Raw genomic sequence first — 21570 nt, forward strand, 5'->3', positions numbered from 1 at the left:
AACCGGCGACGCATGCAATACCAGAGCCTGCGCGAAGATGGCTGGCCGATCGGCAGCGGCGTGGTCGAGAGCGCCTGTAAGCAATTCCGTCATCGCTTCGCCGGTAGCGGGATGCGCTGGAGCCGTCTCGGCATCGAGCGTCTGCTCCCGATTCGGGCGGCCGTCATGGGTCACGCCTTTGACGCGATGTGGTCTGCTGCCTATTCTTCGCCCCCAAACTGAAATAGACCCTTCACATCTTGCGCATTGCGCATCCGGCCATTCGTGCGCAAAATAGACGCCGTGCGATGACACACGGAGGTGAGCCATGTCGAGAGTGCTGGTGGTCGGTTCGTCGGTGGGCGGCAGCACGGCAGCCAACACACTGCGCGATTTGGGCGTCGAGACGATCCTGCTCGAGCGCGACCTAAACTACGTCAAGCCATGCGGCGGCGCCGTGCCGCCGCGCGTATTTAGCGATTGGGATTTGCCGCATGACCTGATTGATCGCAAAGTCACCATCGCCGTCGTGTGCTCGCCCAGACACTACAGCGAGTTCCCCGTCCTCAGCAGCCATCCGGCGCCGGAGACGGACTTCATCGCCATGGTGCGCCGTGAGAAGTTCGACCGCTACATCCGCGACCGCGCCGTGCGCAAAGGCGCCGAGCTAATCGAGGGCAAGCTCGAGCACGTCGAGTTCGGGCCGCGCGGCATCCGGGCGACCTACGAGGACAAACGCAACAAGACGCACATCATCGAGGCCGACGCCGTGATCGGCGCGGACGGCGCCTACTCCACCGTGGCGAAGTCGCTGGGGCTGGAGCGGCTGCCCATGGCCGTCGCGTATCAGGAGCGCATCCGACTGCCGGCGCACGCGATGACATACTGGGAGAAGCGGGCGGCGCTCTACCTGGGCGACGACGTATCGCCCGACTTATACGCCTGGGTCTTCCCCAAATACGACCATGTGGCCGCCGGCATCGGCGCGGGTGCGGGCAAGACCAAAGCAGCGCGCCAGTTGCTGGCCAACCTCAAGCACAAGCTGCGCGATCAGCTCGGCGAAGGGCTGAGCGTGAAGTTCGAGGCGCACCACCTTCCGATGCACCCGCGCAAGCACCTCTCGTACGACCGCGCCGCACTGGTGGGCGACGCTGCCGGCCTGGTGCAGCAGACCAGCGGCGAAGGCATCTACTGGGCGATGAAGAGCGGCGAAATGGCCGCGCGCGCCATCGCCAAACACCTGGACGCGCCGACCGCTGCCAACCTCCGCCAGGACTACGACGCGCCGTGGTGGAAAGCCTATCGCCCGACCTACCTCTTCCTCGCCTTCCTGCAACGCATCAGCTACAACGGCGACCTGCAACGCGAAATCTTCGCCAAGATGTGCGACGACCCCGATGTGCAACGCCTGACTTTCGACGGCTACCTGACCAAGCATATCGAGCCTGCGCCCTGGACGGTGCAGATGCGCATCACCAGGCATTGGCTAAGCACCGCGGTGCATGAGTGGATGCGTCAGCAGAAGGAGAAGACGAGTTCGTCGAGCGCATCTTCAGGATGATGGCTTGGGATGATCAAGGGCCGGCAACATGAACCAAAACTCGCTGCCCTGCCCCAGCCGACTCTCGACGCCGATCCGCCCGCCCATGTTCTCGACCAGCGACTTGGCGATCGCCAGGCCGAGGCCGGCGCCCCCTGTGCTGCGCGACCGCGACCGGTCGCTGCGGTAGAAGCGATCGAAGACGCGCGGCAGGTCTTCTTCGGCGATGCCCTCCCCGGTGTCGCGCACGCTCACCCGCACGCCATCCGCCAACGCCTCCGCGCTCAGCGTGATCTGCCCGCCCGGCGGCGTGTGCCGGAAGGCGTTGCTCACCAGATTGTGCAACACCTGCGCCAGCCGGTCGGGGTCGGCCTGGGCCGGCGGAATCCCCTCTGAGATGGAGACGCCCAGCGCGACCTGCTGCGCATCCGCGGCAGCCGCGAAGCGCTCAGCCGTCGCACGCAGCGCCGCGCCGACATCCACCGGCCGGATCGCCATCGGCAACTGGTGCGCTTCGGCCAGCGCCAGCTCGCGCACATCCTCCACCAAGCGCGCAAGCAACCGCGTCTCGTCATAGACGGCGGCGATTTCCTTCATCTGCAGCGGATGCACGCCGTCCAACAAGGCGCGTAGCGAGCCTTGAATTACCGTCAGCGGCGTGCGCAACTCGTGCGCCACGTCGGCCATCAGGTTGCGCCGTTGCGCCTCCGCTTGCTGGAGCGAGTCGGCCATGCGGTTGAAGGCTTGCGCCACTTCGGCGACCTCGGCGATATGGGCTGTTGCTTTCAGCGGCACGCGCTGCGACCAGTCGCGCTGGGCGAAGGCGTGCGCCGCCTGGGCCACCACGGTCAGCGGCTTCGACAGGCTGCGGCTGACGAACAATCCCGCGACGATCCCTAAGCCTACGCCGACCAGGGCAATCAGGGCGATTGAGCCTTGCAGATCGCTCAGGAAGCGCCGCTCCAACGGGCCGAGCGGATCGAAGTCCGGCGAGCCGGCAAGCACGTAGCCGACGACGGCGTCGCTGACCACGACCGGCTGCGCCGAGGCCAGCGCGATGGGATCGAGCATCTGGCCGATGCGCTGACGTCCCGCCTCGTCATACACGATTCGGCCCTGGGCATCGGTCACGAGCAACGGCGGGCGGTGTTTGGGAAACGCGCCGCGCCGAAGCCGAGGACGCACCGCGCGCAGTGAATCTCCCACCCCCGCCCATGAGCCGTACGCCTCGTAGTGTGCCTCCAACACGTCGAGCGCGCCGCCGCGGGCGAAAACCCCCGGCTGCGCCAAATAACCACGGAACTGCCGGCTGGCGCTCCACGTGATGGCGACGGCGACGAAGGCAGCCATCAGCAAAGTCACCAGCAGAAACGCCAGCGTCAGGCGCACCCAAAGGCGGTTCACAGGGGCGCTCCAATGCCGCGCGCGTCCGGCTCACCGTTTGCACTGTTCGGCGCGGCGCGCAGACGATACCCCACCCCAACCACCGTCTCGATGTAGGTTGGGTTGGCCGGATCAGGCTCGATCTTGCGGCGCAGGTTCTTGATGTGGCTGTCTATCGTGCGCTCCAGACCCTCATAGTCGTAGCCCAGCGCGCGCTCGATCAGCTCGCTGCGCGTAAAGGCATAGTTCGGGTTGGCCATCATCGCGCGCAGCAGCGCGAACTCGGTTGGGGTGAGATCAAGCGGCCGGCCGTCGAGCGAGACAGTATGTTCGTGATCGTTCAGCCGAAGGCCGCCGATCTGATAGACCGCTTGCGGCGTCTGCGCGCTCCACCGCGCCCGGCGCAGAATCGCCCGCACACGCGCGACCACCTCCTGCGGGTTGAACGGCTTGGTGATGTAGTCATCCGCGCCCAGCTCCAGGCCGACCAGCTTGTCGGTGTCTTCGACGCGCGCCGTCAGCATTAGGATGGGCGTGGCGGCGAGATGCTCATCTCCGCGCACCCACCGTGTCACGTCCCAGCCGCTGCGCTTGGGCATCATCAGGTCGAGCACCACGCAGTCCGGCCGTTCGCGCCGGATGACGTGCATCGCTTCCTCGCCATCAAACGCCGTGAAGACGATCATGCCGGCGTGCTCGAGGTAAGACTGCAACAGCCGGACGATCTGCCGATCGTCATCCACGATAAGCACGCGCGCAGACATGACGCGATTTTAGGACGAGGGAGACCGCTAGGCCATCGCCAGACCGATGTCGAACGTCGCGCGGTAACCGTCGCCGTCCGGCGTCAGCGTGAGCGTGGTCTGATCGCCACCGCTCCGGTAGATGCCATCGTTGGCATTGCGCAGGAACCCTGATCCCTTGCTGGAGTACGGCGCCCGCATGAACACCTGCTCACTCAGCCCGTCATCAAAGAAGAACTGCGACGTGAATTCGTAATTTTGACCGGCGGCGTTCGCACTGCGCACCTTAAAGTGGATGTGCACTGCTCTGCCTGGATACCACCCAGGATAGATCGTGGTGAAATTGACCACACCGTTCGCGTCGGTGATCTGATAGCCGCGCAAGAAGTCTTGGCCAACAGTGTTGAAGCTGCGATCCACGACGTCCGAATACACGCCCAGCGCGTCGCAATGCCAGATATCCACCATCGCGCCAGCCAGTGGCGCACAGCCGCGGCCGCTGACCTGCAGCACACGCAGCGTCAGTTGGAGCGGAACGCCCGCCTTCACGGCGCCGTCCGCAGTGTTCACGCGAATGTCGGAGCGGTTCAGCCGCTCGTCTACGAAGTATGGCCCTTCCGTCATAGCCGGGCTGACCACGCACGTCGGCAGCGCGACTTCACTCGTGGTCGTCTCGATTGCGCTCGGCGCTGAGGTTGCAGCCGGTGTAAGCTCCTGAGCGATCGCAGCGATGGTTGCGCCAGGCGTTGGGGAAGCCACCGGTTCGGGCGAGGGTTGTTCGCCCACCGATGCGCCTGAAGATTGTGTTGCAATAGGCGCAGCACAGGCTGCCAGCACGCCAACACCCAAAACACCGAGGACCATGAGCGCTTCGCGCCGGCTCAGGATGCGTCCAACGGGCAAATCGTCGTTATCCATAAGGCGCTTAATGTGTCGGGCTGGGCTACGAACACAGCCCAGCCCTCACCGTATAAGCGATTACAGCGTTGTATCGGTATTCGTCGGTTGCGGCGTGACGCCTGGCCGCAACCACTTCCCCGGCCAACGGCCAAAGCCGAAGCCGAAGGCGCCGCCTTTCAGCGCGAGCAGTTCTGGCAGATTCTCTTTCAGATTGGCGATGGCCGCATCGGCCTGTTCTTGCGTGATGCGCCCCGCAGCGACCGCAGCGTTGAGGCGCGTGGTTTGCTCGGCGACAATGGCGTTAATCACTGTGTCGAGCGCGACACCCTTGGCGGCAGCCACGTCGGCGATGGACTTGCCCGATTGGAGTTCGGCGGCCAGCTCGGCGACGGTCATGTTCAGCGATGTGGCGGCCGGGCCGAGCAAAGCGCCGGCATGATTGCCCAAGCCACCTTTACGCCCGTGCGCCCGGCCCCACTTGCCCAAGCCGACGCCATGGCCTTTTAACCCAACCACCGGCCGCACTTGCAAATGTGCGGGGAGCACTATCTTGAGATTGGCCAGGATCGCATCGGCCTGCGCTTGGGTGAGGCGGCCCGCCGCTACGGCTTCATTCAGCGCGGTCGTTCGCTCGGCGATGACGGCGTTCACGATGGTCTCCAGCGCCACACCCTTGGCGGATGCGACGTCGGCGACCGACTTGCCGGCCTGCAGCTCCGTGCGCAGTTCAGCTTCGGTCATGTTGAGCGCTTGGGCGATGGCGGCCAGTTCTGCGCCGCTCCGGCCCAACCCGCCGCCCCAGTGCTGCGCGCCGGCTCGCAGCGACGCTGCCGGCACCAGCGCCGCCGCCGGCGACGCGAAGGCCAGACCGGCGGACGCGATCAGGGCAACAGCGCCCATCCCCAAACTTACTTTGAACCATGTGCGTGTCTTCATATTCATCGTCTCCTTTTTGTTTGTCGTCTTGCGGCTTTGCCGCTCGCGCTCGATGGTATTGCGGCGCTGTGGAGAAGCGATGGAGGCAAGATGAGAGCAGAATAAGCGTTGAGCTGCGCGCTTACGACACGCGCGGCACGCGCGCCAGGATCGCCGAGATCACTTCGTAGCTGATCGTGCCCAGGCGCGCGGCGACATCCTCGGCGGTGATGCGCTGGTCGCCCTGCCGGCCGATCAGCACCACCTCGTCACCCAGCCGCACGCCGGGGATGTGCGAGACGTCAATCATGGCCTGATCCATGCACACGGCCCCGACGATGGGTGCGCGCCGGCCGCGCACCAACACCTCGCCGAAGGTGGACGGCGCACGGCGGAAGCCATCCGCATAGCCTACCGGGATGACGGCGATGGTCGTCTCGCGTTGGCAGATGAACTGCTTGCCGTACGACACCGGCGAACCGGGCGGCAGACGCTTCACCTGGGCAATTGTGGTCTTCCAGGTAAGCGCCGGCCGCAAGGCGAGCCCGGCCGGTCGGAGCGGCGCGGGCGAGAATGGGTTCAAACCGTACAGGGCTAAGCCCACGCGCACCAGATTGAAGCGCGCTTCGGGGTAAGCCAGCGCGCCCGCCGAGTTCGCGGCGTGAACGTAGCGCAGCGTCGGAAGCGCATCCCCCAGCGCGTCAAGCACCTCACGAAAGCGCGCGATCTGTAGTCGCGTGTAATCCGGGTCGGAATCGGCGCAACTGAAGTGGGTGAAGATGCCCTCGACGCACACGCCCGGCAGCGCCGCGACCGCGCGGATGAAGTCCGGCGCGGCATCCGGCAGCACACCCAAGCGGCCCATGCCGGTATCCACCTTCACGTGCAGGCGCGCCGTGCGGTTCAGCTCCTGCGCTGCCCGCGCGTAGGCGCGCGCCACGTCCAGGTCATAGACCGTGAGTGCGACGTCGCGCAGCAACGCCTCGCGGGCGTGCCAGGGTGGGGTAAAGCCCAGGATCAGAATGGGCGCGTCTATGCCGGCGTTGCGGAGCGCTGCGGCCTCGTTCAGCGAGGCCACGGCGCACGCGCTCGCGCCGTTGTTCAGCGCCGTGCGCGCCACCTTCACCGCGCCGTGGCCGTAGCCGTCGGCTTTGAGCACCGCCATCAGCGCCACGTCCTCGCCGACGACTGCCTTCACGGCGCGCGCATTGTGGGCGATCGCGTCCAGGTCCACCTCCAGCCAGGTCGGCCGGGACGGCATAGCCACGCGCACCGACTCCCAGCCCGGCTCTTGGCGCGGCAGCCGCGCAAGGTCGGCGCGGTCGGCCAGCAACTCGGCGACGATGCGCTCCATGCGCGCGCTCACGTCACCCTTCACCAGCACCAGATCGCCGGCCCGCGCGTGGTCGCGGATGTAAGCGACCGCATCCCGCGCCAGGTAGGTGACGACGACTGAGGCCGGGTCCATCCCCGCTTCGCGCGCGCCCTCGGCAACGTGATACGCCTGTTCGCCCAGGGTGATCAGCCTGATGCGCCCATCGGCGCGCTGCGCTACGAGCGCGCCGATCTCGCGGTGCAGGCGCGCGCTGTGTTCGCCGAGATGGTCCATGTCGCCGAACACCAAAAAGCGGCATCCGCGCGGATGCGCGCCGACGCGCGCCGGCAGGTCGCCGGATGCCCATGCGACGGCGTCGCGCATCGAGGCCGGCGAGGCGTTGAACGAATCGTCCACCAGGATCGCGCCGTTCACGCCGCGCAGGACACTTTTGCGGCCGGGCAGCGCCGGCAGGCGCGAGAGCGCCTCGCCCGCCTCGCGTTCCGGGATGCCGTAGTGCCGCGCCATGGCGTGAGCGATGGCGCACGACAACGGATGCAGATGAGGCGGGGCTGCCTGACAAAGCGACGCTCCGACGGCAACCACTTGGGCGCGGGTAAAGTCGCGCATCGCCCAAACGCGCGGGTCCTCGCAGTTCAGGATGGCCAGGCCGTCGGTCGGCAGCGCCTCGACCAGCGCGCGCTTCTCGCGCGCGGTCTCATCGAGTGCGCCGAAGTAGGCCAAATGTGCCTCGCTCACATTGGTGACCACGCCCACGCGCGGCGCGGCGATCTCACACAACTCACGGATCTCGCCCAGCCGGTCGGCGCCCATCTCCAGCACGATGATCTCGTGCTCCGCTTCCAGCGCGCCGAGCGCGATCGGCACGCCCAGCCGCCCGTTGAAATTCGCCGGGTTCTGGAAGACGCGGAAGCGGCGACCGAGCACAGCAGCGATGGCGGCGCGCGTGCTGCTCTTGCCCACGCTGCCGGTGATGGCGATGACGGGGAGGTTGCGCCGACGAATGATGTGGCGCGCGTAGCGTGTCAGCGCCTCGTAGGTATCGGGCACGACGATCAGGGGCGGCGCATCGTCGGGCGCGAACGGCTCACGCGCCACGAGACGTCCTGCTTCGACCAGCGCCCCGCCTGCGCCCTTGCGAATGGCGTCGGCGACGAAGTCATGCCCATCGCCGCGTTCGGTTCGGAGCGCGACGAACAGCTCGCCGGGCCGAGCGCGGCGCGAGTCGAAGCAGAAGCCGGCGAATGCGCGCGCACCGGGCGCATCACCGAGCAGACGGCCGCCCGTCGCTTCGATCAGATCGAGAAGGCGAATCAAGTCAATAAACCGGCCTGGGAACGAACGTCAACACGAACACCAGCACAGCAGCGACGATGAGGGCGTAGTGATGCGATTGCAGCCGCACGGCTTCGTTGAGCGGCGGCGGATGCTGGCGGGCGAAGGAGAACAACAGCACCGCCCACACCAGCCAAGTCTGCGCAATCAGCGCCAGGCCGAACATGGCCAGGATGACGACGTAGGACAAATAGCGCGCGCGGGAGCCGAGCAGCGCGTAGGCGATGTGTCCGCCGTCGAGCTGGCCGGCCGGGATCAAGTTGATGGCCGTGATCAACAGCCCGATCCACGCGCCCAACGCGATCGGGTGCAGCATGATGTCATAGCCGTCGCTCGGATACACCCTTCCGAAGCGCGCGACGCCGACCAGCCGCGTGAGGAGCGAATCGCCCAGGGTGATGTATTCGCCGGCCGGCGGCAACGGCGCCACGTTCGACAACCAGATGCCGAGCACGAACAACGGCACGGCGAGGATGAAGCCGGCCAACGGCCCGGCGACGGCGATCTCCAGCAGCGTGCGGCGATTCTCGAACGGCTCGCGCTGGACGATGACGGCACCGAGCGTGCCGACGAAGCTGAACGGCGCCGGCAATGGAATGAAGTAGGGCAACGACACGCGCGCCCCGCGCAGCCGGCCCACAATGTAATGCCCGGCTTCATGCACCCCAAGGATACTCAGCAGTGACGCGCCGAACATCAGCCCGTTGCCCAGGTTGAAGCCGTCGGCCGTCAGCCCGCCGGTGAAGATCACCGAAACCACGGTGGCGATGAACAAAATCAGGTTGATCGCAGGGTTCGATGGCGTGCGCGGCACCACGCCCGGCACGGCCAGCACCTCGTAGCGCTCGCCATGGATGCGCAGATAGGGCGTGTAGCCCAAATCCTCCACGCGCGGCCGAAGCCGGCGGTAGGCCTCATCGGGCGGCAGCTTGAGTTGTCCGCGCAGGCTGATCTCGCCATTGGGTTGCACGGTGTAGGCCTCGATGCTCATCGCATCTTCTACGGCCAAGCGCAGCCGGGCGATGAGTTCCAGGCGATCAAGCGACATGAGGCGTGGTGTAGCGCTGCGCCAGCCGCTTGACGACAGCAGCAATGCTGAGCAAGCCCTGCCCCTTACCCATCGAGATGTTCTTGCCGAACAGCGTCGGCACGATGTCCTCAATCGGCATGTTGGCGATCTCGTCGGCGGGCAACCCGCTGATCGTCGAGTCGAGAATGGCAGAAAGCGCGCGCGCGGAAACGCCGAACGGGTTCTCCACAGCAAAATAGAACTTCAGCCGCGGCGGCCCGCCGGCGCTATCGCCAATCGGCTCGACGAACACGTAGGAATCTGATTCGCAGTGCGGCACCTGATTGGACTGCGGATAAGGGCGCTTGGCGATGCGCTCCGGCACACCTTGGAACTGATCGGAATACTCGATCAACATGTGATTGCGTTCGCCCGGGTTTGCGGCGAAGATCTCCAGCACTTCGCGCAGCTTCTCCGGATAGCGGGAAAGGTCAGCCATACACTGCTACTATAGCGCAGCCGCGCCGCGCCATCGGCGCGGAACGGCGCCGGCGCTTGACGGTGTGATGTGTTGCTTTTACCGCGAAAGCACCCTACAGCCCCTGAGTCAGCCTGCGATACAATTGAGCTTCACATGGCGCTATTCGGCGAGCGACTCCCGGACTTAGAGCGGATCAAACGAGACATCACGACCGGGCCCATCGGCTTGTATGTTTCGATGTGCTTCGCCTACGCCATGCTCTGCGCCCTGATCGCCGCCAGCACGGTGAACGAACTGCTCGAAGACGGCCGGCACTTTCTGCAGGCGCCGCGGCTGGATCTACACTTAAAGTTCAAAGCGCTCATCGTGCTGTGCCACGAGAAGCTCGGTTACCACACCCTCCCCTCGGCAGATTTCATCCCTGAAACGGCTCAGCTCGACCGCGTAATCGGTTTCATCCCGTCGTGCATAAAGAGCGCGTGGCCTGGGCCGGCTGCCGTCCCCCGCGCGCCCTGATCGCTGTCTTGCCCCGCAACCGCATGCGGCGTCAGGTGTTTCTCTCGACAGCCTGATCATGCCGCGCACGGCCAATGTGTGGACGATCGAAGCCCTTCAAGGCTGGATCGTCGCTTTTGCGATTCCTGAGGGAATCCTTTCAGGCAATGCTAAATGGAGCAAGCAGTGATCAGCAACAACCATCATTCCCAATCCATGCCGCGCGTCGTCATCACCGGCATGGGCGCAATCACGCCCTTAGGGCACGATGTACGCACGACCTGGGACGCTATTGTGGCGGGCACGTCCGGCGTTAGTTACATCACCCTCTTCGACCACAGCCAGATTGATGTGCACATCGCCGCCGAGGTCAAGCACTTCGATCCCGCCGCGCACTTCGGCAGCAAGGATGCGCGCCGGCTGGATCGCGTCTCGCAACTGGCGCTCGTCGCAGCCAAGCAGGCGCTCGAGGATGCCAGGCTGACCATCACCGAAGACAACACCTACGACATCGCCGTCGTCGTCGGCAGCGGCATCGGTGGCATCACGACGCTGCTCAACGAGCATCACGTGATGATGACGAAGGGCCACCGGCGTATCAGCCCGTTCGCCGTGCCGATGATGTTGCCCGACACGGCCACCGGTCAGATCGCCATTCACTTCGGCATCCGCGGTCCGAACTTGTGCATCGTGACGGCGTGCGCCAGCGGCGTCAACGCCCTGGGCGAGGCGTTCGAGATGATCCGCGCTGGCCGTGCGAAGGTGGCGATCGCGGGCGGTTGCGAGACGCCGATCAACCCATTCTCGATGTCTGCCTTCAACAACATGGGGGCGCTTTCCTCGTACAATGACGAGCCGGAGCGCGCCAGCCGGCCATTCGACAAGACGCGCAACGGCTTCGTCACAGGCGAAGGGGCAGCCATGTTGGTGATCGAATCGCTCGACCATGCGCGGGCGCGCGGCGCGCACATCTATGCCGAAATACTCGGCTACGGCTGCACCGACGATGCCTTCCACATCACGGCGCCCGACACGCGCGGGCCGGCGATGGCGATGCGCATGGCGCTGAAACAGGCCAACTTGCAGCCCAGCCAGATTGACTATCTGAATGCGCACGGCACGAGCACCCCGCTGAACGATGTGAATGAAACGCGCGCGATCAAAGACGTGTTCGGAGAGACAGCCTATGATCTGCATATCAGCTCTACCAAGTCCATGACCGGGCATTCGTTCGGCGCCGTCGGCGCAATTGAGTCGGTAATCTGCGTCCAGGCCATCAACGATGACGTCGTCCCGCCCACCATCAATTACGCGCATCCCGACCCGGAATGCGACTTGAACTACACGCCGAACGTCGCCGTGCGCAAACCCATCCGAACTGCAATGTCGAACTCATTCGGCTTCGGCGGCCACAACGGATGCATCATCTTTTCCGAGTTCAACGATTGACGATCAGCCGGACGCTGCCGCTGCGGCGCGTCCGGCTGCCGATGTCGCAAGATGAGATATGCGCACATTACCGGCTGGGGCAAATATGTGCCCCAGCGCGTCCTGACCAATGATGAGCTCGCGCAGATGGTCGAGACGTCGGACGGCTGGATCCGCGACCGCACCGGCATCGCCGAGCGACGCATTGCTGGTCCGAACGAAACCACGGCCAGCATGGGCATCGCCGCCGCCATCGAAGCGCTGGATGTGGCCGGCGTGAGCGGCAGCCAGCTCGACCTGATCATCGTGGCGACGACGACGCCGGAGCACCTCTTCCCGGCGACTGCGTGCCTCGTCCAGGACGCGCTCGGGGCAACGCGCGCCGGCGCGTTCGATCTGAGTGCGGCCTGCTCCGGCTTCGTCTACGGCCTGAGTATGGGCGCCGACGCAATCAGGGCGGGCAGCGCAAACACGGTGCTGGTGGTCGGTTCCGAGACGCTCTCCCGCATCGTGAACTGGAAGGATCGCAACACCTGCGTGCTATTCGGCGACGGCGCCGGCGCGGTGGTGCTGCAAGCCAGCGACCAGCCGGGCGGCGTCCTCTCCACGTTGCTGCGCGCCGACGGCTCGGGAGGCGAATTACTCATCGTCCCTGCCGGCGGCAGCAAACATCCGCTTACAGCCGAGGCGCTGGCATGCAACCTGCACACCATCCAGATGAACGGGCGAGAGGTCTTCCGCTTCGCTACCCGCGTGATGGAGCGGGCCACGCGTGAGGTGATCTACAAAGCCGGATGGACGACCGATCAGGTGGACATCTTCGTGCCGCACCAAGCGAACCTACGCATCATCGAGCTGGCGGCCAAGTCGCTCGGCGTGCCGCTCGACAAGTTCTATTGCAACATCGCGCGCTACGGCAACACCAGCGCCGCCTCAATCCCAATCGCGCTGGCCGAAGCGGCAGGGAGCGGAGTGCTGCGCCCGAAGGATCGCGTCGTCATCGTCGGATTCGGCGCCGGGCTGACCTGGGCGGCAGCAGCGATGGAGTGGAGCGAGCCCCGGCCGGCGCGCCGGTCGCAGAAGACGCTTCATCGCATCGGCTATGGCGTGGCCAGCGTGCGCTCGCGCGCCTTGCGCCTGTTCCGGCGCGTCGAGGACCGCATCTTCGGCACGCTCGACCCCACGCTCCATCCCCCCTCGCGCGAATTGCCGGACAAGAACGGCAGCGCGCCGAACAAGGTCGCCGATGGACGCGAATCTACGCCCACGCCAAGGCCGGAAGCCGTTACAACGCACAGCTCGGCCCGAGCCGAAGCGAGCACCGTCAACATCAACAACAGTAACAGCGGTTGACTCCACCGGCTCATGTGATGCAGCAGACTGCGCAGCTCTGTCCAGTGACTCGAAGCCGCGGGCAACCCAGCCACTTATTGCCCGGCACCCGGCGATGCAGGGGGGAGACGCAGCGACTGGTCGAATGGCCAGTTCGCCAACTGACCGAGTGACAGACGCACCCAAACACGCACACGCCTAGACTACATAGCGCAATGTCCGGTTTGGTCGCCGAACCCGTGCGCGTATTGCTGGCGGATGACCAGGAGAAGGTTCGCTCCGCGCTGCGCCTACTGATCGAGCAGGAGCTAGGCTTTTTCGTGGTGGGCGAAGCCGGCGCAGCCGACGAGCTGTTGCACAGCATCCTCAAGACCTATCCCCAGATCGTGTTGCTCGACTGGGAACTCCCCGGACTGCCCGAAGCCCACAAGCTCGACGCGCTGCGCCTGCTGGATCCGCGCCTTAAGATCATTGCGCTGAGCGGAGCGCCGGAAGCGCGCAAATCCGCCCTGGCCGAGGGCGTGGATGGGTTCATCAGCAAGTCGGAGCCGCCGGACGGCATCCTGAGGGCTTTATACTTTGTGTACAACAAAGTATGACGCTCTCTCCCGCAGCGTTGAACCTCGCCGACCTGTTCCACGTTATTGTTGACGCCGTCATCGCATTCGACGGTGAGCAGCGCATCCTGTTCTTCAACAAAGGCGCCGAGGCGATCTTCGGCTACACCGCAGAAGAGGTGCTGGGGCAGCCGCTGGACATCCTGCTCCCCGATCGATTCGTCGCGATTCACCGCCGCCATTTCGAGGAATTTGCCGCGTCGCCGGTCGCATCGCGGCCGATGAGCGAACGGCGGCCGATTTACGGGCGGCACAAGGATGGCCGGGAGTTCCCTGCCGAGGCCGCCATCGCCAAGCTGGATCGCGATGGCGAGCGGTTGTTCGTCGTCATCATGCGCGACATCACGCAACGGCAACGCGCAGAGGACGAGCTGCGCGTGCAGGCTCAGCAGGCAGCCGTTGCGGCAGAGCGCAGCCGGCTGGCGCGTGACCTGCACGATGCCGTCACCCAGACGCTGTTCTCGGTCAGCGTGATTGCCGACGTGTTGCCTCGCATCTGGGAACGCAACCCGGAGGAAGGCCGGCGCCGCTTGAACGAGCTGCGCCAGCTCAGCCGAGGCGCATTGGCCGAGATGCGCACGCTGCTGCTGGAGCTGCGCCCATCCGCATTGATGGAGGCCAACCTCGGCGATCTGTTGCGCCAACTCGCCGCTTCGATCAACAGCCGGTCGGGCATCGAGGTGGACGTGCAAATCGAGGGCAACGCCGAGCTGTCACCCGACGTGAAGGTCTCGCTCTATCGCATCGCACAAGAGGCGCTGAACAACGTCGCCAAACACAGCAACGCCGTCCATGCACGCGTCGCGCTCAGCACGGGCCCGAGCAACGGCGCATCGAACGGGCAAGTGCGATTGGTGATCAGCGATGACGGCTGTGGCTTCGACGCGAAGCTCAGCAAGCCCACGCACATTGGTCTGGACATCATGAACGAACGTGCCGCTGCGATCGGCGCGCGCTTGACGATCCACAGCGAAGTCGGCGCGGGGACGACGGTTCAGGTGGAGCTCGGAGATTGAGCATGAGCGCGTAGGCGGCGGCCGTCTGACGGTTTTCGTACAATATGGGCGTGAGTAGCGACGAGAAGATGATCCGAGTTTTGATCGTTGACGACCACCCGATGGTGCGCAGCGGGCTGAAAGCACTGTTGTCCGCCTATGACGACCTTGAGCTGGCCGGCGAGGCGTCCAACGGCGCAGAGGCGGTGCGCATGTGCGCGCGATTGAAGCCCGACGTGGTGTTGATGGATCTGGTGATGCCGGAGATGGATGGCGCTACGGCGACACAAATCATCCGTGAGCAGAATCCCAACGTGCAGGTCGTCGTGCTCACCAGCTTTAAGGAAGATGAGTTAGTGCAGGGCGCGCTGCGCGCCGGCGCGATCGGCTACCTGCTCAAGAATGTTTCCGCCGATGAACTGGCCAGCGCCATCCGCGCCGCGCATGCCGGCCGGCCGACGCTCGCGCCGGAGGCGACCCAGGCGCTCATTCACGCGACCACCCAACCGCCGGCCGTAGGCAGTGACCTGACCGAGCGCGAACGCGAGGTGCTCGCCTTGATGGTGCAAGGGCTGAGCAATCAGGATATCGCTTCCAGGCTCTACGTCAGCCAATCCACCGTCAAGTTCCACGTCAGCAGCATCCTCTCGAAGCTGTACGTGAATAACCGCACCGAGGCGGTCGCGTTGGCGGTGAAGCAGAAGCTGGTGTAGCTACCGGGCGCGTCGCAGAGCACACTTCCGACTCACAGCGTGATCACCGGCTGCTCCTGAAGCACCATGCCGGTGAGGTCGTATTCCAGCGCGCCGGTGATCTTGACAGGCGCCATCTCCCCTGCGGGTAACGTACCCTCGATGATCACCAGCCCGTCTACTTCCGGCGCATCGCGGTAGGTGCGACCGATGCTGATGGCTTGTTCCGGGTCGTTGCCCTCGATCAGCGCGGTGAGCGTCGCGCCAACGAAACGCTGGTTTTTGACCAGCGAGATCTGCTGCTGCCGGCGCATGAGCACATCGCGGCGCGCCTCGGCGACTTCGGCAGGCACCTGGTTGGGCATCCGGCCGCTGGGCGTGTTGGCCTCGAAGGAGTAGGTGAAGACGCCGACGCGGTCGAATTGCATCTCCTCGATGAACTGCACCAGCGCGTCGAACTCGGCGTCGGTCTCGCCGGGGAAGCCGACGATAAAGGTGGTGCGCACGGCCAGGCCGGGGATGGCCGCGCGCATCTTACCGATCGTCCGATGAACCCACTCGATGTTGCTCGGCCGGCGCATACGGCGCAAGGTGTCCGGATGGGCGTGCTGCAACGGGATGTCTAAGTACTTCACCACCTTGTCGTTTGTAGCCATCACTTCGATCAGGCGGTCGGTGACTGCGCCGGGGTAGGCATACATCAGCCGCACCCAGTCGAGCTGGGGCGCGGCGCGGGTGATGTCGGTGATCAAGTGCGCCAGGCCATCGCGCAGGCCGATGTCGTTGCCGTAATCGGTCAGGTCTTGCGCGATCAAGATCAACTCGCGCACGCCGCGTTGCGCCAGATGACGGGCCTCATCCACAATCAACGCCGGCGGGCGGGACTTCATCGTGCCTTTGATCGCCGGGATGGTGCAGAAAGCGCAGGGGCGGCGACATCCATCGGCGATTTTGAGGTATGCGCTCGCGCCTTGCCGGGCGGCACGCAGCGCCCCGCGTTCGTCATCACCGACGGTCGTCGCTTCATCCGGCAGATGGAAGAGTGGCTCGGGCCGGGCGCGACCGCGCAGGCGTTCGATGAATGCGACGATGTCCATCCAGCGGCGCGTGCCGATCACGCCGTCCAGCCCCGGCACGGCTTCGGCCAACTTTGCCCCCCACAATTGCGCCAGACAACCGGCGGCGATGAGCAATTGGCCATGCCGTTTGCGTTCGGCCAAATCGCGCAAGTGGCGAAGCGATTCTTCGCGCGCGGGGCCGATGAAGCCGCAGGTGTTGACGATCAGCACCTCCGCCCGGCGCGCGTCTTCGACGCCACGATAGCCGGACGCATCGAGCAATTGGGCGATGCTGTCCGAGTCAACGGTGTTCTTGGCACAGCCAAGCGACAGCAGATAGTAGGACTTCTTCACGTTGAGGATGCCTATGGGCTGCCCGCGCTCCACGTCTTGACCACCGTCTCGTTGCGCGCACCGAGAGGGCCAAGGCGAACGTTGTTGAGGATGATATCGAACGCGCCAGCGTTGCCAGTCTCGACCTGGATGTCCTGATTAGCGCTGAAGGGAATGCCCGGGCCGATGGGTGGGATGCCCTCGAACACGACATTGCCATCCACCTTCACCCGCACCCAGGCACGTTCGCGCGCGTCGAGGGCAAGCTGCAAGCCGCCGACGAAGGCGGGTTGATTCGGCGCGATCGGTCCGCCTGCTTCGCGGGTGGGCGGCGCAGCAGCAGGGGCGGGCTGATCGGCAACCGCAAGCGCGCGCGTCGGTTGCGGCGCAAAGATCGTCACCTGTGGCACGAATGCGGGTTCGTCGGCTACCGCCGCTGGTGTCTGGGGCGGGAGGACCGAGTTGATCCATTCTCTTATCGCCGGCGCGACGACCAGGATGCAGAAGGCGAGGACGCCGGCAATCGCCAGCGCGCCCAACCCGTAGGGCAAGTAACGCTCGATCCTCGACGGCCGGAGCATGGCGCCGAATGGCTGTTTCGGCCCACGCGCGCTCATCTTGTTCGGGTCGTACTCGGCAAACGGCCCGCGGATGTTCTTCAGACGAAACGAAGAACCACTGGCGCGCAGGGGACGGGGGACCGTGATGATCATCGCCTTGCCTGTAGTGCCGTCACGGCGCGCAACAGCCTGCTGCGAGGAAGCGTAAACGTCTTCCGCCAACGCGCTCACAGATGCAGCGTGGTCATTCGCTGCGTCGGCTGCCTGTGGCTCGGGCAACGCGACTTGAGTCAATCGAGATACCGGCTTATGACGCATCGGTGGAGGCGGCGCGGGGTCGCGCAACATCAGCACCGGCACGCCCACCTCTGCTTCGAAGAGCTTGATTGCAGCTTCGGGATTGAGACCGAGATAGCGCGCATAGTTCTTGACGAAGCCTCGACCCGGCGGGCCGTCTGGAAGCTGCGCAAAGTCGCCCAATTCGATCGCTTCCAGATACTTGCGCCGAATTTTGGTAGCGCGTTCGGCTTCGTCGAGGGTGATCCCGCGGGCATTGCGCGCATCACGAATGCGCTGAGCCAACTCAGACGGCATTTGCAAGATTCTAGCACGCCCGCTCTGGCGACAGCGTGTGGGGCATCGTGCCCTGGCAGGCGATACCTCCGAACGGACCAGCGCACATGCCCGCGTGCGCATCGGGGCGTTTGTGATAGACTGTTTGCCCAACACTATTAGGCCATGCATCGGCACCCCTCACCGTCGAGGACCGTCCGACGCGTGCCCAATTTCACGCTTGTACGAGGAGGTGGAATCAGCCCAGCACTTCATTCCGCGCCTATCTCACGTTACTTACGCACGTCATCCCAAGTCGCGATGATTTGGCATCATGTTTGGAAGTTAAGTTCCTGCAACTCAGGAGGAGAAGGGTAAGAATGTCTGATCAACATTTGACTCGCACTAATAAGAGAATCGCTGCAGCGCTGGCGACTTTTGCCGCGCTATCTCTGCTGGTGGCCGCGTGCGCGCCTGCTGCACCCGCTGCGCCGGCGCAACCTGCCGCGCCTGCCGAACAGCCCACCGCGCCTGCTGCACCCGCTGCGCCGGCGCAGTCCACCGCGCCTGCTGAACAGCCCGCCGGAGAGGTGAAGGATTTCGTCACCTGGTACCAGTACGATGAGACGAACGTAGACCCCAAGTCTGATGAGCGCGTGGGCAACGAATACCTGCGCAAAACCATCCCGTTGTTCAACGAGGCCTTTAAGGGCAAGTGGCGCTGGGTGAATCAGCCTCAGCCGTTCGATAAGATGGCCACCAACTTGGTGGCGGCCGTGCAATCGGGAGGCGAGGTGCCGGACCTGATGCAGTCGGGCGATGCGGACCTGGTGCCGTTCATCAAGAACGGTGCAGTGCAAGACCTCACCGACTGGGTGAAAGCACAGCCCTGGTTTTCCGACCTGGATCCTTCGGCCGTGGCTTCATGCACCGGCCCTGATGGTCGGATTTATTGCGTTCCGGTTGCTATGACGCCGCAAGTCGTATTTGTCTGGCGCGATCACTTCCCGGATGGCTATCCCAAGACCCCGGAAGCATTCAAGCAAGCCGCCGAAGCGCTGAAGGCCAAGGGAGTGTATGCCATCACCTATTTCGGTTCAACCGCGTTTGATGGCGAGGGCACCACGCGCTTCACCAACACACTGATCAAATCCTTCGGCGGCACGTTCGACGACGGCCAGGGGAAGATGAAGCTGGATACGCCTGAGAACGTGGCGGCGATCACCTTCCTGCGCGAAATTATCGCTGCCGGCTACGTCCACCCGCGCACGTGGGAGGGCACCACTACTCCCTTCATTGAAGAGGACCCGATGAAGACTGCCGAGGCCGCGTCGTTCCCCACCGGCATCTTCGGCTATCGCTACGTGAATCCGCTGAAGGCGCCGAACGGCAAGGAATACAACAAGGGCAATGGGGAAGATATGCTGGATGCCATCACCGCCGGCGATGTCTTCATCGCGCCTTTCTTCGCCCCGGAAGGTCGCAAGCCCGGTTGTGGCACCGGCGTGTCCGGGTTCGTCATCCCTACCGGTGCGAAGAATGTCGAGGCGGCAAAGGACTACATCAACTGGATCATGACCAAGGAGCAAAACCCGGATTGGGTGCTTGGCCCAGGTGGTGGCTTCCCGGCGCTGCGCTCCATGTTGCCGGAGATCGAGGCGCGCGCGCCGATAGCCAAAGCGTTCTATGAACAGGCAGCCGCGGCAGTGGCGGCCAGCGAGTGCCGGCCGTGGTATGGCTCGCTTGAGCGTCGCCAAGAGGCGCAGAAGATCATCCAGAGCACGATCTACAAATTGACCAAGGAAGATCCGACTGCCGACATTTCGGCGACGCTGAAGGCGGCCGAAGAGGAATACAACAAGGGCAACTAGCCCTTCATGCTTCTGAACCCGGTGCGCAGGGGGCCTCTCCCCTGCGCACCGGCTTATCTTCGTGATGGCGACACAGGCACAAATCACGAGCACACCCACTCGAACTGCAAACAGACGGATCCGGCAGGGCGGCTTCTTCAACCAAACGCTCCCCTTCTGGTTGTTGCTGCCCACGCTGCTTATTCTTGCTGCCATCCAGTTTTATCCTGGCTTTTATTCCATCTGGCTGAGCTTTCAGGAACGTCAGGGGGCGGTCTGGAACTTCGTTGGACTGCGCAACTTCGAGCGCATCTTCGGCAGCGCAGCCTTCCGCGAGAGCGTCGGCCATACTGTGGTATTCCTGGTGGGCTACGTCGCGGTGACCCTAACCGCTGCGCTGGTTATCGCCTTGCTCCTCAACCGCCGACTCAAGCTCTCCGGCGTTTACATCACGTTGATCTTCATTCCGTGGGTCATCGCAGACGTGATCGTCGGCCTGGTGTTTGGGCTGCTGGTTGTGCCGGATTACGGTTTGCTCTCGCCCATCCTCTCCAACCCAACCTTGTTCCCTCCGAAGGGCATCTCCATCCCATCCGATCCCGCGCCGCGCCCGTGGATTGCTGGTCTCCCTTTCCCGCCCGCGCCGGCCATGTATTACTTGATCCTGGCCACTGCGTGGCGCGCCTTGCCTTTCGTGACCTTGTTGGTGCTGGCGGCGCTCAAAACTGTGCCTCAGGAGATCGTCGAGAGCGCGCGTATTGACGGCGCGAATGGCTGGCAGACCTTGCGCTTCATCACCTTGCCGCTCATTTTGCCGACGCTGGTGGTTGCGCTGTTCAACCTGACCTTGGGCGGCATGAACGGCATCGGCCTGGTCTTCACCTTGACGCGCGGCGGCCCCGGCACGGCCACGGAAGTGCTGAGCTTTTTGCTCTACACCATCGGCTTTGGCCGGCTGGAGTTTGGGCGGGCCGCGGCGTTGTCGGTGTTCATCGCGGTCATTAACCTAGCCTTGATCGTATTAACCTTGCGTGTCTCACGCACCGAGGAGCGTGTCGCCTAAATGTTCGCTCGTCTTCCCTCTCCTCGCGAGCACGCGCTGCGCAAACAAGTCGAGCCGTGGCTGATCAATAGCGCCGTGATCGTGATCGTGGCCCTGTTGCTGTTGCCCATCGCGCTCACGCTCAGCACGTCGTTCAAGCGCGAGCAGGACGTACTGCGCCGCCCACCGGTGCTCTTGCCGTGTGATGACCCACAAGGTCATTTCCGGCTCTCTGCTTGCCGATTTGTCGTTGAGGGCTACGAGCGGGTGATTGCCCCTCGCCCTGATCCGAATGCGTTGCTCGGCGTCAGACTCACCGGCCGCATGTTCAGCACCTACCTGCCGAACACGGTGTTGTACGCCTTGCTCTCTTCTGGGCTGGTGTTTGTGCTGGCCGGCTTCGCCGGCTATGCCTTCTCGCGCTATCGCTTTCGCGGCCGGCGCGCGCTGATGGTCGCCATCCTCGCCATCACCGGCATCCCTTTGTTGACAAACCTGTTGGCGCTCTATCAGATGGCGGTGGACCTGCGCAAGTCGGGCCTCCCTGGCTATGACGAGCGCATGTTCATCATCGCCGTTTATGTGGGCTTTTATTTGCCCATCAGCGTATGGATCGTCAAGGGATTCTTCGACACCATCCCGCGGGAGCTGGAAGAAGCAGCGCTGATTGACGGCTGCACGCCCATCGGTGTGCTGTGGCGCATCGTCGTCCCCTTGGCCATGCCGGGGTTGCTGGCGGCCTTTTTGTTGTGCTTCGTCAACGTGTGGAATGAGTTCATCGCCGGCTACCTGCTGATCACAAAGCGCGACCTGCGCACGGCGATGTTCGGCATGTACGACTTCCTCAGCCAGAACATCATCAACTATCAGGTCATCGCTGCCGCATGTGTGCTGATCGCAGCGCCGGTGGTAATCCTCTTCCTGTTCACACGCCAGACCTTCTTCCAAGCGATGACCGAGGGAGCGGTGAAGGGATAGCCGAGCGTGGCGCAGGC

The 21570-nt window shown here is 64.3% G+C and carries 19 protein-coding genes and 1 pseudogene; 11 read left to right on the top strand and 9 right to left on the bottom strand.

The genetic code is table 11. The features are described 5' to 3' along the window. Together GXH28_RS12315 and GXH28_RS12320 are read left to right on the top strand one after the other, a co-directional pair. A pseudogene (locus GXH28_RS12315) lies at positions 1 to 222 on the top strand (ISKra4-like element ISSiac4 family transposase); the annotation flags it as partial. 85 nt (positions 223 to 307) lie between these two features. After that, positions 308 to 1540, top strand: a complete 1233-nt coding sequence (locus GXH28_RS12320; RefSeq protein ID WP_169239333.1) for a geranylgeranyl diphosphate reductase — start codon at positions 308 to 310, stop codon at positions 1538 to 1540. On the opposite strand, the gene GXH28_RS12325 is transcribed toward GXH28_RS12320, so the two are convergent. From GXH28_RS12325 to GXH28_RS12355, 7 genes are all read right to left on the bottom strand, one after another. After that, positions 1532 to 2923, bottom strand: coding sequence for a sensor histidine kinase (locus GXH28_RS12325; RefSeq protein WP_169239334.1), 1392 nt, complete (start codon positions 2921 to 2923; stop codon positions 1532 to 1534). The genes GXH28_RS12320 and GXH28_RS12325 overlap by 9 nt on opposite strands. Further along, positions 2920 to 3666: a response regulator transcription factor gene (locus tag GXH28_RS12330; RefSeq protein WP_169239335.1), complete on the bottom strand. Its 747-nt coding sequence runs from the start codon at positions 3664 to 3666 to the stop codon at positions 2920 to 2922. The genes GXH28_RS12325 and GXH28_RS12330 overlap by 4 nt, the downstream gene beginning before the upstream one ends. Before the next feature lie 27 nt (positions 3667 to 3693). After that, positions 3694 to 4563 carry an intradiol ring-cleavage dioxygenase gene (locus GXH28_RS12335; RefSeq protein WP_169239336.1) on the bottom strand — a complete coding sequence of 290 codons (870 nt, stop codon included), beginning with the start codon at positions 4561 to 4563 and terminating at the stop codon, positions 3694 to 3696. 60 nt (positions 4564 to 4623) lie between these two features. Further along, entirely contained in the window at positions 4624 to 5481 is an 858-nt protein-coding gene (locus tag GXH28_RS12340) for a hypothetical protein (RefSeq protein ID WP_169239337.1), read from the bottom strand. A gap of 121 nt (positions 5482 to 5602) precedes the next feature. Next, positions 5603 to 8113, bottom strand: coding sequence for an alanine racemase (alr, locus tag GXH28_RS12345; protein WP_169239338.1), 2511 nt, complete (start codon positions 8111 to 8113; stop codon positions 5603 to 5605). Position 8114: 1 nt separating this feature from the next. Continuing rightward, positions 8115 to 9179: a site-2 protease family protein gene (locus tag GXH28_RS12350; RefSeq protein ID WP_169239339.1), complete on the bottom strand. Its 1065-nt coding sequence runs from the start codon at positions 9177 to 9179 to the stop codon at positions 8115 to 8117. Then, positions 9169 to 9639, bottom strand: coding sequence for a SufE family protein (locus GXH28_RS12355; RefSeq protein ID WP_169239340.1), 471 nt, complete (start codon positions 9637 to 9639; stop codon positions 9169 to 9171). The genes GXH28_RS12350 and GXH28_RS12355 overlap by 11 nt, the downstream gene beginning before the upstream one ends. Before the next feature lie 135 nt (positions 9640 to 9774). On the opposite strand from GXH28_RS12355, the gene GXH28_RS12360 reads away from it, so the two are divergent. The 6 genes from GXH28_RS12360 (at position 9775) to GXH28_RS12385 (ending at position 15201) form a co-directional block, all read left to right on the top strand. Then, positions 9775 to 10137 (top strand): hypothetical protein, encoded by a 363-nt coding sequence (locus GXH28_RS12360; RefSeq protein ID WP_169239341.1) that lies wholly within the window; start codon positions 9775 to 9777, stop codon positions 10135 to 10137. 153 nt (positions 10138 to 10290) lie between these two features. Next, on the top strand, positions 10291 to 11565 hold the full coding sequence (gene fabF / locus GXH28_RS12365) for a beta-ketoacyl-ACP synthase II (RefSeq protein ID WP_240550379.1): 1275 nt from the start codon (positions 10291 to 10293) through the stop codon (positions 11563 to 11565). A 51-nt stretch (positions 11566 to 11616) separates the two neighbouring features. Continuing rightward, positions 11617 to 12897 carry a beta-ketoacyl-ACP synthase III gene (locus GXH28_RS12370; protein WP_169239342.1) on the top strand — a complete coding sequence of 427 codons (1281 nt, stop codon included), beginning with the start codon at positions 11617 to 11619 and terminating at the stop codon, positions 12895 to 12897. Between the two features lie 194 nt (positions 12898 to 13091). Next, the gene (locus tag GXH28_RS12375) at positions 13092 to 13475 is read left to right on the top strand and encodes a response regulator (protein ID WP_169239343.1); all 384 of its coding nucleotides are present in this window, start codon (positions 13092 to 13094) and stop codon (positions 13473 to 13475) included. Beyond that, a complete protein-coding gene (locus tag GXH28_RS12380; protein WP_169239344.1) occupies positions 13472 to 14509 on the top strand; it encodes a PAS domain-containing sensor histidine kinase in 1038 nt (345 codons plus the stop codon). The genes GXH28_RS12375 and GXH28_RS12380 overlap by 4 nt, the downstream gene beginning before the upstream one ends. 50 nt (positions 14510 to 14559) lie before the next feature. After that, positions 14560 to 15201 (top strand): response regulator transcription factor, encoded by a 642-nt coding sequence (locus GXH28_RS12385; protein ID WP_320447958.1) that lies wholly within the window; start codon positions 14560 to 14562, stop codon positions 15199 to 15201. Positions 15202 to 15233: 32 nt separating this feature from the next. Here the strand turns inward: GXH28_RS12385 and rimO are convergent, their stop codons facing one another. Next, positions 15234 to 16592 carry a 30S ribosomal protein S12 methylthiotransferase RimO gene (gene rimO / locus GXH28_RS12390; RefSeq protein ID WP_169239345.1) on the bottom strand — a complete coding sequence of 453 codons (1359 nt, stop codon included), beginning with the start codon at positions 16590 to 16592 and terminating at the stop codon, positions 15234 to 15236. A gap of 11 nt (positions 16593 to 16603) precedes the next feature. After that, entirely contained in the window at positions 16604 to 17725 is a 1122-nt protein-coding gene (locus tag GXH28_RS12395; RefSeq protein ID WP_169239346.1) for a helix-turn-helix domain-containing protein, read from the bottom strand. Between the two features lie 338 nt (positions 17726 to 18063). Between GXH28_RS12395 and GXH28_RS12400 the strand changes: the two genes are divergently transcribed. From GXH28_RS12400 to GXH28_RS12410, 3 genes are all read left to right on the top strand, one after another. Further along, positions 18064 to 19554, top strand: a complete 1491-nt coding sequence (locus tag GXH28_RS12400; RefSeq protein ID WP_169239347.1) for an ABC transporter substrate-binding protein — start codon at positions 18064 to 18066, stop codon at positions 19552 to 19554. 64 nt (positions 19555 to 19618) lie between these two features. Further along, a complete protein-coding gene (locus GXH28_RS12405) occupies positions 19619 to 20596 on the top strand; it encodes a carbohydrate ABC transporter permease (RefSeq protein WP_169239348.1) in 978 nt (325 codons plus the stop codon). Further along, a complete protein-coding gene (locus GXH28_RS12410; protein ID WP_169239349.1) occupies positions 20597 to 21553 on the top strand; it encodes a carbohydrate ABC transporter permease in 957 nt (318 codons plus the stop codon). Positions 21554 to 21570: the final 17 nt, after the last annotated feature.

Source organism: Candidatus Roseilinea sp. NK_OTU-006, from assembly GCF_012931985.1.
Classification (GTDB): Bacteria; Chloroflexota; Anaerolineae; order J036; family Brachytrichaceae; genus JAAFGM01.

Coding starts and splice junctions, on each gene's coding strand:
- GXH28_RS12355 (WP_169239340.1), bottom strand. CDS start 9,639: ATGGCTGACCTTTCCCGCTATCCGGAGAAGCTGCGCGAAGTGCTGGAG.
- GXH28_RS12350 (WP_169239339.1), bottom strand. CDS start 9,179: ATGTCGCTTGATCGCCTGGAACTCATCGCCCGGCTGCGCTTGGCCGTA.
- fabF (WP_240550379.1), top strand. CDS start 10,291: ATGGAGCAAGCAGTGATCAGCAACAACCATCATTCCCAATCCATGCCG.
- GXH28_RS12375 (WP_169239343.1), top strand. CDS start 13,092: ATGTCCGGTTTGGTCGCCGAACCCGTGCGCGTATTGCTGGCGGATGAC.
- GXH28_RS12330 (WP_169239335.1), bottom strand. CDS start 3,666: ATGTCTGCGCGCGTGCTTATCGTGGATGACGATCGGCAGATCGTCCGG.
- GXH28_RS12335 (WP_169239336.1), bottom strand. CDS start 4,563: ATGGATAACGACGATTTGCCCGTTGGACGCATCCTGAGCCGGCGCGAA.
- GXH28_RS12340 (WP_169239337.1), bottom strand. CDS start 5,481: ATGAAGACACGCACATGGTTCAAAGTAAGTTTGGGGATGGGCGCTGTT.
- GXH28_RS12360 (WP_169239341.1), top strand. CDS start 9,775: ATGGCGCTATTCGGCGAGCGACTCCCGGACTTAGAGCGGATCAAACGA.
- GXH28_RS12380 (WP_169239344.1), top strand. CDS start 13,472: ATGACGCTCTCTCCCGCAGCGTTGAACCTCGCCGACCTGTTCCACGTT.
- GXH28_RS12320 (WP_169239333.1), top strand. CDS start 308: ATGTCGAGAGTGCTGGTGGTCGGTTCGTCGGTGGGCGGCAGCACGGCA.
- GXH28_RS12405 (WP_169239348.1), top strand. CDS start 19,619: ATGGCGACACAGGCACAAATCACGAGCACACCCACTCGAACTGCAAAC.
- GXH28_RS12410 (WP_169239349.1), top strand. CDS start 20,597: ATGTTCGCTCGTCTTCCCTCTCCTCGCGAGCACGCGCTGCGCAAACAA.
- GXH28_RS12400 (WP_169239347.1), top strand. CDS start 18,064: ATGTCTGATCAACATTTGACTCGCACTAATAAGAGAATCGCTGCAGCG.
- GXH28_RS12370 (WP_169239342.1), top strand. CDS start 11,617: ATGAGATATGCGCACATTACCGGCTGGGGCAAATATGTGCCCCAGCGC.
- GXH28_RS12395 (WP_169239346.1), bottom strand. CDS start 17,725: ATGCCGTCTGAGTTGGCTCAGCGCATTCGTGATGCGCGCAATGCCCGC.